This is a genomic window from Arthrobacter sp. QXT-31 (assembly GCF_001969265.1).
Lineage (GTDB): Bacteria > Actinomycetota > Actinomycetes > Actinomycetales > Micrococcaceae > Arthrobacter.
The window spans coordinates 3,950,096-3,963,924 of record NZ_CP019304.1 but is presented as its reverse complement, the minus strand read 5'-3'; the positions used below and the strand labels follow the sequence as shown (position 1 = coordinate 3,963,924).

At 63.0% G+C, this 13,829-nt stretch carries 12 protein-coding genes; 5 read left to right on the top strand and 7 right to left on the bottom strand.

The genetic code is table 11. The annotated features are described in order from the left end of the window. Nucleotides 1-150 precede the first annotated feature (150 nt). Genes BWQ92_RS18000 through BWQ92_RS17990 form a run of 3 tightly spaced genes read left to right on the top strand, consistent with a single transcriptional unit; the run spans nucleotide 151 to nucleotide 3,124 of the window. Nucleotides 151-1,422 carry a glycosyltransferase gene (locus BWQ92_RS18000; RefSeq protein ID WP_236782997.1) on the top strand — a complete coding sequence of 424 codons (1,272 nt, stop codon included), beginning with the start codon at nucleotides 151-153 and terminating at the stop codon, nucleotides 1,420-1,422. Next, nucleotides 1,415-1,939, top strand: coding sequence for a hypothetical protein (locus tag BWQ92_RS17995; RefSeq protein WP_076801776.1), 525 nt, complete (start codon nucleotides 1,415-1,417; stop codon nucleotides 1,937-1,939). Before BWQ92_RS18000 ends, BWQ92_RS17995 begins: the two co-directional genes overlap by 8 nt. 60 nt (nucleotides 1,940-1,999) lie before the next feature. Beyond that, complete coding sequence (locus tag BWQ92_RS17990) at nucleotides 2,000-3,124, top strand: glycosyltransferase (protein ID WP_076801773.1); 1,125 nt, start codon at nucleotides 2,000-2,002, stop codon at nucleotides 3,122-3,124. Between the two features lie 62 nt (nucleotides 3,125-3,186). Here BWQ92_RS17990 and BWQ92_RS17985 read toward each other — a convergent pair whose 3' ends face one another. Continuing rightward, nucleotides 3,187-3,630, bottom strand: coding sequence for a DUF2304 domain-containing protein (locus tag BWQ92_RS17985; protein ID WP_076801770.1), 444 nt, complete (start codon nucleotides 3,628-3,630; stop codon nucleotides 3,187-3,189). A 5-nt stretch (nucleotides 3,631-3,635) separates the two neighbouring features. Beyond that, nucleotides 3,636-4,301 (bottom strand): glycosyltransferase family 2 protein, encoded by a 666-nt coding sequence (locus BWQ92_RS17980; RefSeq protein WP_216639950.1) that lies wholly within the window; start codon nucleotides 4,299-4,301, stop codon nucleotides 3,636-3,638. Nucleotides 4,302-4,414: 113 nt separating this feature from the next. Between BWQ92_RS17980 and BWQ92_RS17975 the strand changes: the two genes are divergently transcribed. Both BWQ92_RS17975 and wecB read left to right on the top strand, forming a co-directional pair. Further along, nucleotides 4,415-5,557, top strand: coding sequence for a hypothetical protein (locus BWQ92_RS17975; protein WP_076801768.1), 1,143 nt, complete (start codon nucleotides 4,415-4,417; stop codon nucleotides 5,555-5,557). 54 nt (nucleotides 5,558-5,611) lie between these two features. After that, on the top strand, nucleotides 5,612-6,676 hold the full coding sequence (gene wecB, locus BWQ92_RS17970) for a non-hydrolyzing UDP-N-acetylglucosamine 2-epimerase (protein WP_076801766.1): 1,065 nt from the start codon (nucleotides 5,612-5,614) through the stop codon (nucleotides 6,674-6,676). 99 nt (nucleotides 6,677-6,775) lie between these two features. Here wecB and BWQ92_RS17965 read toward each other — a convergent pair whose 3' ends face one another. From BWQ92_RS17965 to glf, 5 genes are all read right to left on the bottom strand, one after another. Then, on the bottom strand, nucleotides 6,776-8,773 hold the full coding sequence (locus BWQ92_RS17965; protein ID WP_172804305.1) for a DUF6541 family protein: 1,998 nt from the start codon (nucleotides 8,771-8,773) through the stop codon (nucleotides 6,776-6,778). A gap of 118 nt (nucleotides 8,774-8,891) precedes the next feature. Further along, the gene (locus BWQ92_RS17960; protein WP_076801761.1) at nucleotides 8,892-9,620 is read right to left on the bottom strand and encodes an ABC transporter ATP-binding protein; all 729 of its coding nucleotides are present in this window, start codon (nucleotides 9,618-9,620) and stop codon (nucleotides 8,892-8,894) included. A 3-nt stretch (nucleotides 9,621-9,623) separates the two neighbouring features. Further along, nucleotides 9,624-10,511: an ABC transporter permease gene (locus BWQ92_RS17955; RefSeq protein WP_236782996.1), complete on the bottom strand. Its 888-nt coding sequence runs from the start codon at nucleotides 10,509-10,511 to the stop codon at nucleotides 9,624-9,626. A 14-nt stretch (nucleotides 10,512-10,525) separates the two neighbouring features. Beyond that, complete coding sequence (locus BWQ92_RS17950; protein WP_076801756.1) at nucleotides 10,526-12,556, bottom strand: glycosyltransferase; 2,031 nt, start codon at nucleotides 12,554-12,556, stop codon at nucleotides 10,526-10,528. After that, on the bottom strand, nucleotides 12,553-13,737 hold the full coding sequence (glf, locus tag BWQ92_RS17945) for a UDP-galactopyranose mutase (RefSeq protein WP_076801753.1): 1,185 nt from the start codon (nucleotides 13,735-13,737) through the stop codon (nucleotides 12,553-12,555). The genes BWQ92_RS17950 and glf overlap by 4 nt, the downstream gene beginning before the upstream one ends. Nucleotides 13,738-13,829: the final 92 nt, after the last annotated feature.

Below are 13,829 nucleotides of genomic sequence, written 5' to 3'. Positions count from 1 at the left end.
CTTAGCGACAGAAGGCGGCGGAAATGGGGCGCGCGCACGGGACGGTAGAGTTGTACCGTCAGAAAAACCGAAAGGAAACCGTTGACTGCACCGAAGCGCCCACATCTGCTGTACGTTGCTTGGGGTTTTCCTCCCTCGCGGGGCGCTGGCGTGTACCGTGCGCTCGCCACCGCCAACGCCTTTGTTGATGCTGGGTGGAAGGTTACCGTCCTCACGGCAACGAGGGAGGTCTTCGAGTTCCAAACGGGTACCGATATTGAGCTCGAACGGAAGGTTGATCCGCGCCTTCGCATCGTCCGTGCGCCGTTCAGTTGGATCCGCGGTGAGCCGGACCTCGCAAAATGGTCCCGGGCGAGGATAGCGTCAAACCTTCTCTGGTCCTTCATGCGGGCGAAGTCCGACCGGATGGCGTTCCCGGAGCCTGTCTACGGCGGTTGGAAGAAGGCTCTCCTCGACGAAACAGACCGCATCCACCAGGATGACCCGGTCGACCTCGTCATCGGTACGGCCAACCCGAATGTTGACTTTATGCCGGGTTGGCACCTGTACAAAAAAGCGGGCATCCCGTATGTCATGGACTATCGCGACACGTGGCACCTGAATGTCTACACGGACACGTTCGTGGGTTCCCGGTTGAGCCGCTCCGCCAGGCTTGAGGAAAAGCTCCTCCGCTCCGCCGCGGAAGTCTGGTTCGTTAACGCACCCATCCGCGACTGGCACGCCAAGACCTACCCCGCCGGGTCCAGCCGTTTCCAAGTGGTTGCGAATGCCTTCGATCCGGATTTTGCACAGGCCTTCGCGGGGATGTCCAAGCCGGAGCGGTCTGCTACCGAAGGACTGGTGTTCGGCTACCTCGGCACCATCTATGGGCCCATGCCCCTGCGGGAGTCCTTGGAGGGTTGGCGGATCGCCCGTAGCCGGTCTGAACTTCTCCGGAACTCCAGGTTCGAGATTCACGGCCGCCTGGGACACTATTCCGAACCCGATCCCGCCATCCTGGCACTGTTGAAGGAGTACGCCGGCGACGGCGTCACCTATGAAGGCCCCGTCAGCAAGACGGCCGTTGCCGACAAGTACAAGGGCTTTGACGCCCTGATGCTCATCCTCGGCAAGAGCAAGTATGTGACCAGCGGCAAAGTTTTTGAATACGCGGCAAGCGGGCTTCCCATCGCTTCCCTGCACCATCCTGAGACGGCCTCCACGTCCATCCTCTCCGGTCATCAGGACTGGTTCCCCGTTCCTGATCTTTTGCCAGAGAGCATCGCCGAAACAATCCTGAAGACGGCACAACGCGCGGCCGTCATGACTTCCGGGGACTATGCGAGAAACCAGGCCTGGGCAGACCACCTGTCCCGGGACAAACAGCTGCAGCCCCGGATCGGGCACCTGACCGAACTCGTAGCGGAGGCCAACAATGGATAAGCCCCTCAACGTCGTTGTTCTGGTGGGTTCGACGTCGGTTCCTGAACAAGTGTTCCGTTCCGCCTTTGGTGACGTTCCTCCCGCCAATGTATTCAGCCGGGTTTCGGGACGCGCAGTCACCGTGTCCCTGGTCGCGCAGCTTCCAGCCGCCCCGGAACTTGAACTGGCGTCCTCGCACGTACTCGCGCCGCGCCGGACGCCCCTGCTCGACCGGCTTCTGGCAAAGTTGCCGGTGGCAAGGCTCGAAGGTTCATTGCGGACATCGCCGCTGGGCCGTCTGCTGCTTTCGCTGGGCCCCACCGACCCGTCCAAGGTTTACTGGCGGGCTGTTCGCGCCGACCCCCAGGCGATGGCCATGCTGTCCTCCGCGGACGTTCTGCTGGCTGCTGATCTTCCGGCGGTACGGACAGCCTGGCATTTCCTCCATTCAGGAAGAGTTCCGTCTGCCTATTTTGGACTCCAAGCCGCGGAGAAGGTATTTGCTGCAAGGTTTAAGGTCGCTGCCCCGGCGGAGTAAGACATACTGTCACCGCCCCACGGCAATGTCGGTCGGCGGGAAACCCAGATTAGGTCACTGATGAAGATCGCACTCACTAAGAGCTCCCTGCTCATTCCCCCTACCTACTTCGCTGTCGCCCACGCGTTGAAAATGAGCGGAGAAATGGAGTTCCGCTTCTTCACAATGGCTGCAGAGACAGCCGGCATTCCCGCCGATCTTCCCATCGTGGACTTTGCGCCGCAAAGACATTTGCCCTTCAAAGCCCGGGAGAAGTATCTTCCCGTCGTCATGCCCAAGATGGCCAGGGCCATCGCCAACTACGGTCCGGACGTGATCCATCAGCACTTTGCCACCTGGTCCTGGCCGGCAGTAAAAGCTTCCCGCCGCGCGGGTACTCCCCTGCTCACCACCGTGCACGGTGCGGACGTCGTCGCCGCGGGCAGACAGCCAACCTCCATGATGGCGCGTTGGCACCAATACAACCTTCGTCAGTCGATGGAGCAAAGCACCCGCATATTGGCCGTAAGCAGGTACTTGGCCGGCCTTGCTGTTCAGAACGGTTTCCCCGCAGAAAAGATCGACGTCCACTACCAGGGCGTCGATACCGATGTTTTCGTGCCGGGGCAACGGAACACTGAAAACCCGGCACCTGTTGCCTTGTTTATTGGCGCCCTCAACCAGCAAAAGGGCATCGCCCACCTGATAACGGCTTCCAACGAACTCATCGGCACTGTTCCCCACCGGCTCGTGGTCGCGGGTCGGGGTCCACTGGAGGAGGAAGTCGCAGCCGCGGCTAAGCAGAACGCCCATATAACATTTTTGGGGCAACTTGACCGTCCCGGCGTGCTTCAGCAGCTTCAGCAGGCAGATGTGCTGGTTGCGCCCAGCAGGCTCCACAATGGCGCACGCGAGGCGGCCGGACTCATACTTCTCGAGGCACAGGCCTGCGGGACCCCGGTGATCGCCTACAACAGCGGCGGCATTTCAGAGATGGCGGGCCCCGGTTCCGGTTATCTCGTTCCGGAAGACGATATCCGATCGCTGCGCAGAAGAATGGAAGACATCTTCCGCATGGACCGGCCGTCCATGGAGCAGCTGCGCACGGCTGCCCGCACTTTCGCCGTCACGGAGCGCAGCCTCCAAAAGAGCTGTGAGGAACTCTCCCGGCATTACCACCAGCTGGCTGCCACCAACGGCAGCTAGCTGTACGGTCCCGGGCGTAAGGGATGTTACAGGTTAGCCCTGCGGCCCGTAGTCACAGTTCCTCAGGCGTGGCGGGGTTCCGACGTTGACCTTGGCGTTTCTCCATGGACCGCCGGCGGGGTCTGCCGCGTCTGCTCCCCCGATGCTTCAGCGGCGGCCTGGGCGTACTCCCACGGGCGCTCGGCCTCATCCAGGGCGATCCTGCGGGACAGCTTGGTCAATGTGGTCTCGGTCTGCCGGAAGCGCTGGTGCGTCGTAGACATGTACACGAGGAAAGAGACAATGAACGCGTACAGCATGAGGTCAACGCCGCGGCCGACACCGACCAGGCGCGCCAGTTGGCTAAGAAGCGTCGGAAAGAAAATCGACATGACGGCGGAGATGGCGAACAGCATCACCATAATTCGCCGTACGGCCATGTGCTTCGCGTTTGATCCCCCGCGGACCAGAACCAGGGAGAAGATGACAACGACAATGACCAGAACTATTTGAACGATGATGATCATGAGGACTACCTAAACAGCAGGTCCGCCAGAATGTTGACGGAATTGAGAAGTGACTGACCCTTCGATTTCGAATACTCGGTGTAAATAATCTCCACCGGGTGCTCAGTCCATCTGGGCTTCATGGCCGCAAGGATTTGAATCAGTTCGGAAGCGTGGGCCATTCTGTTCTGCGTCAGGTGGATGTTGGACACAACCTGCCGGTTGAAGGCCCGGAGTCCGTTGTGCGCGTCCGTCAGTGGCATGCCCGTGCTCCACCGCGACTGAACCGCAGCGGTGCGCAGCACCATTCTTTTCATCGGCCCGATGCGCGTGCGGGAATCCAGGAAACGGGATCCCAGGACGACGTCCGCCTCTCCGGCGCGGATCCTTGCCACCATGGCGGCAGCGTCCGTCACCCGGTGCTGCCCATCGGCGTCGAACGTCACTACGCAGGACATTTCAGGGTCCTGAAGCGCATACTCGAATCCCGTTTGCAGGGCAGCGCCCTGTCCGAGATTTACCGGGTGCTGGACGACGACGGCGCCGGCTGAGCGTGCAACTGAGGCCGAGGCATCGGTGCTTCCGTCATCGACGCAAACGACATGCGGAAACTCCGGCAGAAGGTCTTTGATGACGGAGCCGATGACAGGGGCCTCATTGAACAGAGGGATGACAATCCAGGTACGACTCACTACGCAAGTATCGCATAACAGGCATACAGGATTCGAAGCAGAGCCTCTGCCGGAGAGGGCCGGGAGCGCCGCCGGCGTCGGGTCACGCCGGCGTCTGCCCGTAGAATCGAACAATGCGTCCTAAGATTCTCTGCATCTCGTTCTCCGATATCAAGGCCGACGCACGCGTGCTCCGGCAGCTTGACGTCCTGGCCGAGTATGGCGACGTGACGACCCTCGGTTACGGGGAGAAACCCGATGCAGCAGCCGAACATCTCCGGCTGGACGCCGCGCTCCCCTCGCTTCCGCAGACGGTGGCCGGGGTCGCTCTTCTGGCAGTCCGGTTCTACAAACGCCTTGAGCTCGCGGCGCCCGCCGTCCGGGCGGCCGCCGATCTTGCCGCCGGCCGCACCTTCGATCTTGTGGTTGCGAACGAGGCCAGGGCGCTTCCGCTGGCACATCATCTGGCGGCAGGAGCACCCGTCTGGGGGGACATGCACGAATGGGCTCCGGAGGAACGGGTCCACGTCCTGTCCTGGCGGCTACTGATTAAGCCCTTTATGACCTATGTCTGCGCGAAGTACCTGCCACGGACCCAGGCAGTGACAGTAGTCAACGATTCCATCGCCCACCTGTATGCACAGGAATTCGGGTGCGATACCGCTACCGTCCGTAACTCCCGGGCGTTCGAGGACCTGCATCCGAGCCCCCTGTCCGAGGAAACGATCCGGCTTGTTCACAGCGGTGCTGCCGTACCTGGCAGGAACCTGGAAGGCATGATCCATGCGGTCAACATGCTGGGCCCCGGGTACAGCCTTGACTTCTATCTTGTTCCTGCCAGGGACGGAGGGAAGTACCTGCGCTTCCTGGAATCCCTCGCCTCGGGCCCCAACAAGGTGACGTTCCACCCTCCTGTCAGCCCTGCGGACCTGCCTCGCGTACTGAACGCCTACGACGTCGGAATCTTCAGCCTTCCGCCACAGACCCGGAACCATGCGCTGATGCTGCCCAACAAGTTCTTCGACTTTGTCCAGGCCCGCCTGGCCATCGTCTTTAGCCCTTCACCTGAAACTTCCCGGCTCATTGAGCGCTTCGACCTCGGCGCCGTGACCGAAGACTTCTCACCGGAATCACTCGCCGAAGCCCTTCGACGGCTGGACAGGCCGCAGATCGCCGCGAGCAAGGCCAACGCCCACGGTGCGGCCATGGAACTGAGCTCGAAAGTCGACGAAGACACGGAGCGGGAGATTCTTCGCCGGCTGCTCCCGCAGAACTGATCTTCCACCGCCCCGATTCCCGACCCCTCCAGATGGAACGGTAAAGTCCTCTTCATGCGTATTCTCAGCGTGGTTGGTGCACGCCCCCAGTTCGTGAAGCTTGCTCCCATTGCGTCGGCCATGAAGGGCCGCGCAGACCACCTCATCGCTCACACCGGCCAGCACTATGACGAGCTCATGAGCGACGTCTTCTTCCGCGACCTCGGCATCCCCGCACCGGACTTCAACCTTGGCGTCGGCTCAGGCAAGCACGGCGCCCAGACGGGCGCGATGCTGCACGGCCTGGAAAACGTGATGGAAGAGGCGGCGCCCGACTGCGTCCTCGTCTACGGGGACACCAACTCCACCTTGGCCGCTGCCATCGCCGCCATCAAGATGCACATCCCCGTGGCCCACCTCGAGGCCGGACTGCGCTCGTTCAACCGCCGGATGCCTGAAGAGCACAACCGCGTCCTGACCGACCACAGCGCAGACCTCCTGCTCGCACCGACCGAGGTGGCCGTCAAGCACCTCGCCACCGAAGGCCTCGCCGAGCGGACGGTCCTGGTGGGGGACGTCATGACCGACGTCCTCTTTAAGGTCCGCGACATGCTCGAGGGCGGCGGGCAGCCGCTGCCCGTCGACGCCACTCCGGGCGCATACTACGTCTGCACCATCCACCGGCCGGACAATACCGACTCCCCCGAACGCCTGGCCGCCATCATCGGGTCCCTGGCCAGCCTCGAGCAGCCGGTCTTCCTGCTGGCCCACCCCCGGCTCGTCAGCCTCGCGGCCAAGCACGGCATTGAGCTCGAGCAGGGAGCGGTGCGGGTTGCGTCCCCGCTGGCTTATCCGCAGCTGGTCCACGCTGTCCGCAACAGTGCCGGCGTCATCACGGACTCCGGCGGACTGCAGAAGGAAGCCTTCCTGCTCCGCACCCCCTGCACCACCATCCGGCCCGAAACGGAATGGGTCGAGACCGTTGAGCTCGGTTGGAACGTGCTGGTGAGCAGGGATCTCAGTGTCCTGGCCGACACCGTGCGCAGACCGGCGCCGGCCCCGACAGATGCCACACCCTACGGCGACGGCCATGCCGCCGAACGCACCGTGGCAGCGCTGATTCAGGCATTCGGAGGCTGACGCCACTGCCCGTTTCAGTCGATATTTGGCGGTACGGTAAAAGCCCCGGTCCTGCCACCGCCAGGTGGAAGGACCGGGGCTTTTTGCCGCCGCCTGCATTTATCCGCAGGCTGTCACCTTGTAGAGTTTGGCTTCGCCCTCAGAGTCCACCAACTGCAGGCTCCGTGACTTCTCAAGGTCCTGGAGGCCCGGATACATCCGGCTGGACGGGTGGTTCAGCAGATACTGTTCGCCGAAGTCCAGGGCGTAGGTGACCTGCAGCTTCCGTACTGCGGCACACACCTTGGGGTCAGAGGCGGCGTTGGCCAGGTCCTGGGCGATAATCCGAAGGTCATCGTTCATGCGCTGGGTCTGGTGGTATTCAAGGACCTTGCGGTCGGCGAAGGCATAGGCCAAGGATCCGCCGTTCCACGGGTTCACCGCGATCACAGCATCCTCGGGCACCTCGGCGGGAAGGCGGTCAAGCAGCCTGTATTCGTCCGACGACAGGATCGATTCCTTGGTATCGCGCTGATAAAAGATTTTGTTATCCACGATGTAGTCCCGGACCGTGCCAGTCTGCGTCAGCACAAGAAGGAGCGCGCACACAACAACTCCTCCGGCAAGGTCCGGCAACCGAATACCGCGAACATCCATGAACGCTGCGCGCCGGGCGGGAAACAGGGATTGCAGCCTGCCACCCTGCCGGGAGATCATACTGCGGACGGCTTCAACTACGGCAGTGACACCGAGAGCAGCCAGGACGACGGCGAAGATCGGCAGATAGGCTGCAAGCCGGTTAACGTCCTGGTACCAGGTTCCAGTGAAGAAGTCCCGGGCCCACCCGGCCTCGTAACCTGCATCCACGACGTATAGATATCCGGCCACCACGTAGCAGGCGAGCAGCCACCACAGCGTCCGCCGCCTCACAATAGTGGCAATGCCGATCAGGGCGAGGATGGAGGTGAGGATGGCGACGTCGGTCCCCGCGGGGGCGTTGCTGACGACTTCGCCGATGGCGCCCGGCACAGTTTGGTGCGGTTTCCAGCCGCCGTAAAAACCTGGGCGGACCAGCTTCCAGATGACGGCTGCGGCCGCGGCCGCCAGCACTGTAGCAGCAACCGGGAGGATGTACTTGCCCAGAGGTGCACGGGCGCGGATCAGTCCCCTGACGTGCACCGCCAGCTTCCACAGCAGCATCGGGGCGCTGAAGGCCAGGAGCGCGTTCACGGAACTCATATGGGACAAGGCAAGGCCCGGTAACCCAACCAACAAGGCCAGCCAGGAGCGCAGACGCGGCTCATCCGTGTCCGGGGCGATCCTGCAGACCAGGATGACCGTGGCGAGTGCCGCAGGCAGAACACTGGCTGAGAGAAGGTTCGGGAACAACGGTCCCCAAACCATGAGGAGATAAGGAAAAGCGACGAAGCCCCCGGAGAGCACCGCGGCAGCGGCCAGTGCCATCAGCCGGGGCCCCAGGATGACGCGCGTGAGGAAAACAACGGAGAGTGGCCAGATGACCGCCCCTGCGACAAGGTTCACCACATTGACCGAAACCGCTATTTCTGTCCCGGTAACCTGCGTGACCATGGCACATAGGGAGTGCCACACGGCTGGATAGATCGTGGCCCTTCCGCTGCCGTTGCCGCCCATCCGGCCCAGGTCCAGGGACGAGGCATTTTCGGTATCAAGGACGTAGCGGACAGCGTTCAAATGGAAGACGTTGTCGTACCGCTGGGAGATATTGTCCGGGGCTCCCACGAGCTGCGTGATGCGGCGTCCGACCATCAGTGCAGTTACGGCAATGGCGGCCGCGACGCCCGCGACCAGGGGCCATTTTTCCGGCGCGGCAGCGTCCAGCGCCGCCCGCCGGCCCACGAGGAACCAGGCACCCGCAGTGGCCAGGACAGTGATGGCCAGTACCACGGCCGGACTCCAGGGGACGCCCAGCCAGGCAGCAATAACGGCCCCTACCCCGGCCAGGGTCAGAGAGAACAGCGGGGCCAGTCCGAAAAGGCTCAGTCTCCGGATCCCGAGGCCCCACGCCAGCGCGGCACCCGGAAGGAGCACGATTGCCAACGCAACAAACACAGCTGGCAAGGTCTCGAGCCAGGACACATTTCCTCCAATTTGAATTTACGAGTGTTGCCGCGGCCGCTTGGCAGGCGGCCGTCCGGCGCGCCCCAGCCGTTGACAGATCCGGGATTAACCGTGGTGGTGCGGGGGCGGCAGGAGCCTAATTGCCGCGGAGGCGGCCAATCACGTCGGCCACGGGGCCATCCATGATGACCCGCCCGTGTTCCAGGAGCACCCCACGCTCGCAGACATGCGCAACAAGGTCGAGGTCATGGCTGACCACCACCAGCGTCTTGCCTGCCGCCGCGAGTTCCTTGATCTTGGCGAGGCACTTCTTTTGGAACGGTTCGTCGCCCACGGCCAGGATTTCGTCGACCAGGAAGACATCGGGATCCGTGTGGACTGCCACCGAGAACGCCAGCCTGAGATACATGCCCGAGGAGTAGAACTTGACCTCGGTGTCGATGAACTCCCCGATCTCGGCAAACTCGACGATGGAGTCGAACTTTTCCTTGATCTGGGCCTCTGTCATCCCAAGGATCGCTCCGTTGAGGAACACATTGTCACGCCCTGAGAGATCCGGGTGGAAACCGGCACCGACCTCGATCAGGCCAGCCACCCGCCCGCCGGTGCGGACCGTGCCCGAATCGGGAAGCATGACCCCGGAGATGTGCTTGAGCAGCGTGGACTTTCCGGAACCGTTAAGCCCCAGCAGGGCCACTGTCTCGCCGTGTTCGACGTCGATGGACAGGTCGCGGAGGGCATGGAACTTCTTGGACAAATCACCTTTGCGGCCCCGCAGGAGCCACACCAGTGCTTCCTTAAGCGACCGGGTGTGCCTGAGCACGAACTGCTTGTTGATATTGCGGATTTCGATTGCAGTAGTCAAGGCTTACAGCTCCTGTGCGAAGCGGCCCTCGAGCCGCCGGAAAGTCCACTGGCCGAGGAGGAGGATGGCAAGCGAGACCAGAATCCCCACCGGCACCCACACGGTGAGCAGGTTCGGCGGACTTCCTTCCGCCCCGGCCGTGGTTGGGAGCCAGAAGGCATGGTGGAAACACTCGACTGCGATCGTGATCGGGTTGAGCTGGTACACCGTGAACCAGGTTTCGCCGGCCTTATCCAGCACCATTCGCCAGGAATACAGCACGGGTGCCACCCAGGTGGCGATCAGCAGAATCAGGTCAACCAGGTTCTCTGAATCCCGGAAGTAGACGTTGACGGACCCGAAGAACAGGCCGAGCCCGGTGGCCAGCAGCGCGATCATGACAAAACCGGCGACGGCGGTCACCAGCTCCATCAGGCCGGGGCGCCAGCCGCTGAACAGGCAGGCCACCACCAGGACAAACAGCTGCGGAAAGAAGTGCACCGCGGAGACCCACACCGAGGAGACCGGAAACAGTTCCCTCGGCAGGTAGATCTTGTTGATCAGCCCGCTGTTGTTGACGATCGACCGCGTGGCCGTGCTCAGAGACTCCGTAAAGAAGTTCACCAGAATAATCCCGGAAAACAGGTAGACCGCGTAGTTGGGCAACCCGCCCCGGTTCGTCGGGCTCTGCTCCAGGCCCAGGAAAACCCCGAGGGCAATGTAAAAAGCAACGAACTGGACCCCGGGCTTGACGTAGGTCCACAGCAGTCCGAGGATCGAGCCCCGGTACCTGATCCTGAGCTCCTTGCGGACAAGCAGCTTCAGGAGGAACCGGGAACGGAACACATCTACGAGCCCGTTCCCGGTTCCCGGAGCCACCAAAGCCCGGCCGGAGTCCTGGTGTGTTGGCAAAGTGCGTCCGTTTGTCACTGACCAGGCTTCTGCTGTTCAGCGCCGGAGCCGGAGTTGGCAGCAAAGGTCTTGCGCCAGGCATCCGGGGACGTGAAGTTCGGCAGATCCTTCTTGTAGGCCGCCGAGAGCTCATCCCAGCGGGCCAGCACACGTGTGTGCAGGGCGAGGCTGCGCAGCAGCTCCTTGCGGAACCGGACGTTGTCCCGGCGGTACCACGAGGCCCCCGTGCCGTCGGACGCCGACACCAGCGCTGAATCCAGGTGCGAAAGACGCCACCAGCGGGCATCCGCCGCGGGCACCACTGCCTCAGGGTGCTCGGTTGCAGCCGGGTCCACCGGACGGAGCTGGCGGATCGCCCCGGACAGTGCGCCGGTTACGGTCTGCGCAAAGTTCTTGGGGCGCGTCGGAACCATGCCGAACTTGGGCAGGTGCAGCCGCTTGACGGCGGGGAACTCGGTGATGTCCTTGCTGACCTGGGCATCCGGGAACTCCGCGCGGACCTTGCGGATTTCCGGGAGTTTACCGCCGATGGTGCGGTGCAGATGCGACGGGCCAGCGAGAAGGTCCTGGAGGGCACGGTTCCTCAGCTCCACTGCCGAGTACTGCAGCGAAAGGAGGTGCCTGACGTCCTGCAGGAAGCTCTCGATGGGCAGCCGTCCGCCCTTTTCGTACTGCGAGTACAGCAGCGCCGCCACCCAGCGGTTCCGCTGGTGGAAGTAAGCCTGCCAGTCAATGGTGTCGTCTTTCTCGGTCCAGGGCATGTGCCACACCGCCGCACCGGGCAGGCTCACCGTGGTGTAGCCGTTCGCCTTGGCTCGGATGCCGTATTCGACGTCGTCCCACTTGATGAAGACGGGCAGGGCCAGCCCGATTTCCCGGATGATCGACGTCGGGATCAGGCACATCCACCAGCCGTTGTAATCGACGTCGATCCGGCGGTGCATCCACGGGGTGGTGCGCAGGTTGCTGGCGGCAAAGTCGTGGGCGCTCTGCCCCTCGCCCATCGGCTGGTACTGGAACCGGTACTCGTTGATTCCCTCGCCGAAGTTGTGGATCACGGAGCGTTCAAAGAGGTTGAACATGTGTCCGCCCACGATCGTGGCGCTGCGGGTGAAATCGGCGAAGTTGACGGCCCGGAGGACGCCTTCGGTCTCCACGACAACGTCGTCGTCGAGGAGCATGACGTACTTGCTCTCGCCGCCCTCGACAGCCTCGTGCATGCCCCGGGCAAAGCCGCCGGAGCCGCCGAGGTTGCCCTGCTCAACGAGCTTGAACTTGTCGCCGAGCACGGCGGCGGCTTCTTCGAAGCCCTGCTCGTCGCGGACCTTCTGGTTGCCCTGGTCCGTGACGATGAGCCGGTCCATGACCGCGAGCAACTCCTCGGACTCGGCAAAGGTCCGCAGGTGCTTGACGCAGTAGTCCGGCCGGTTGAACGTGGTGACCGCGATGGACAGCGATCCCGGGCTGAAGCCTTCCGGCTGCGGAACCGACCACTCCGCCTGCTTCAGGGTGACATCCTCCCCGTGGGCGACGAGGTCGAACCAGTACCAGCCGCCGTCGGCGAACGTGGTCAGGGTCAGGTCGCAGGTGGCCGTGGTGCCGCCCGTGACGTGCAGGCTTTGCACGCGGTTTGAGCTGCCGCGGGGGCTGGACTTGTAGACGATGACGGTAGCCTCGGCGTCCACCTCAACGCTCAGGCGGACCTGCTGGACTTCCGTGTGGGCGCGCCAGTAGCTGGCGGGGAAGGCATTGAAATAGGTTCCGAAGGAAACGCGCCGGTGAGCCGGCAGCGACAGCTGGCGCCGGCCGAGGATGAAGTCCGAGCGCATCTCGCTGCGCAGCACCGCCTGCTGCGCAGCGGCAGGACCGCGCTTGCCTCCCGAATCCTGCGATTCCACCACGCGGCGCGCAGCGTCGAAGTCGACGTACAGCGGGAGGGTGTCGGTGTCGCCGTCGACCGGGAAGACAACCCGGTGGACTGTCTTCCACACTGTCTCGTCGCTGCCGGGTTCGGTTCCCTGCCGGAACTCCGTCGCTACGCTCATGCGTCTACTCCTCCGCTTTCCAGCTTCGCGCCGCCGCTGAAGTGCGGCTTGATCTTGTTGTCGAACATGCTCAGGGCCGAGCCGATGGCCATGTGCATGTCGAGGTATTTGTAGGTTCCCAGCCGTCCGCCGAAAAGCACCGAGTCCTCGCCGCGGGCCAGGTCGCGGTAGGCCAGGAGCTTCTCGCGGTCCACCGCCGTGTTCACCGGGTAGTAGGGCTCGTCGCCCTTCTCGGCGAAGCGGGAGAACTCCCGCATGATGACCGTGGCGTCCTTGGTGTAGTCGCGCTCGGGGTGGAAGTGGCGGAACTCGTGGATCCGGGTGAACGGGACGTCCTCGTCCGGGTAGTTCATCACCGAGCAGCCCTGGAAGTCCTCGATCGGGAGCACTTCTTCCTCAAGGTCAATGGTGCGCCAGGACAGGTCGCCTTCGGCGTAGTCGAAGTAGCGGTCCACGGGGCCGGTGTAGACCACCGGCACCTGGCCGCGCACGGCCGACCGGCCGTATTCGCCGCCGTCAAAGAAGTCCGTGTTGAGGTGGACCTCGATGTTCGGGTGGTCGGCCATCCGCTCGATCCACGCCGTGTAGCCGTCAACCGGCAGTCCCTCATACGTGTCGTTGAAGTAGCGGTTGTCGTAGTTGTAGCGGACGGGAAGCCGGGAAATGATTTCGGCGGGCAGGTCCTTGGGGTCCGTCTGCCACTGCTTGCCCGTGTAGTACTTGATGAACGCCTCGTACAGGGGGCGGCCGATCAGCTGGATCCCCTTGTCGTTGAGGTTCTGCGGATCGGTGCCAGCGAGTTCGCCGGCCTGCTCCTGGATGAGGGCACGTGCCTCGCCGGGGCCCATGGAGGACCGGAAGAACTGGTTGATGGTGCCCAGGTTGATGGGCATGGAGTACACCTCGCCCTTGTGGCTGGTGTAGACCTTGTGCTGGTAGTTGGTGAACGCCGTGAAGCGGTTCACGTACTCCCAGACGCGCTCATTGGAGGTGTGGAAGAGGTGGGCGCCATACCGGTGGACCTCGATGCCGGTCTTGGCCTCATTTTCGCTGTACGCGTTGCCTCCGATGTGGTGGCGGCGGTCCAGGACGGCAACTTTCAGCCCCAGTTCCGTGGCGGCGCGTTCCGCGATTGTCAGGCCAAAAAAACCCGAACCGACTACGACGAGATCAGCGTTCACAACTCTCCTGTGTGTTTTGGTGGCAGGGTTCAGCAGCCCTATCTGCCGGGTCTAGACTACCCGAAGTTAAAATGCGTCCCGTATTCGGGGGC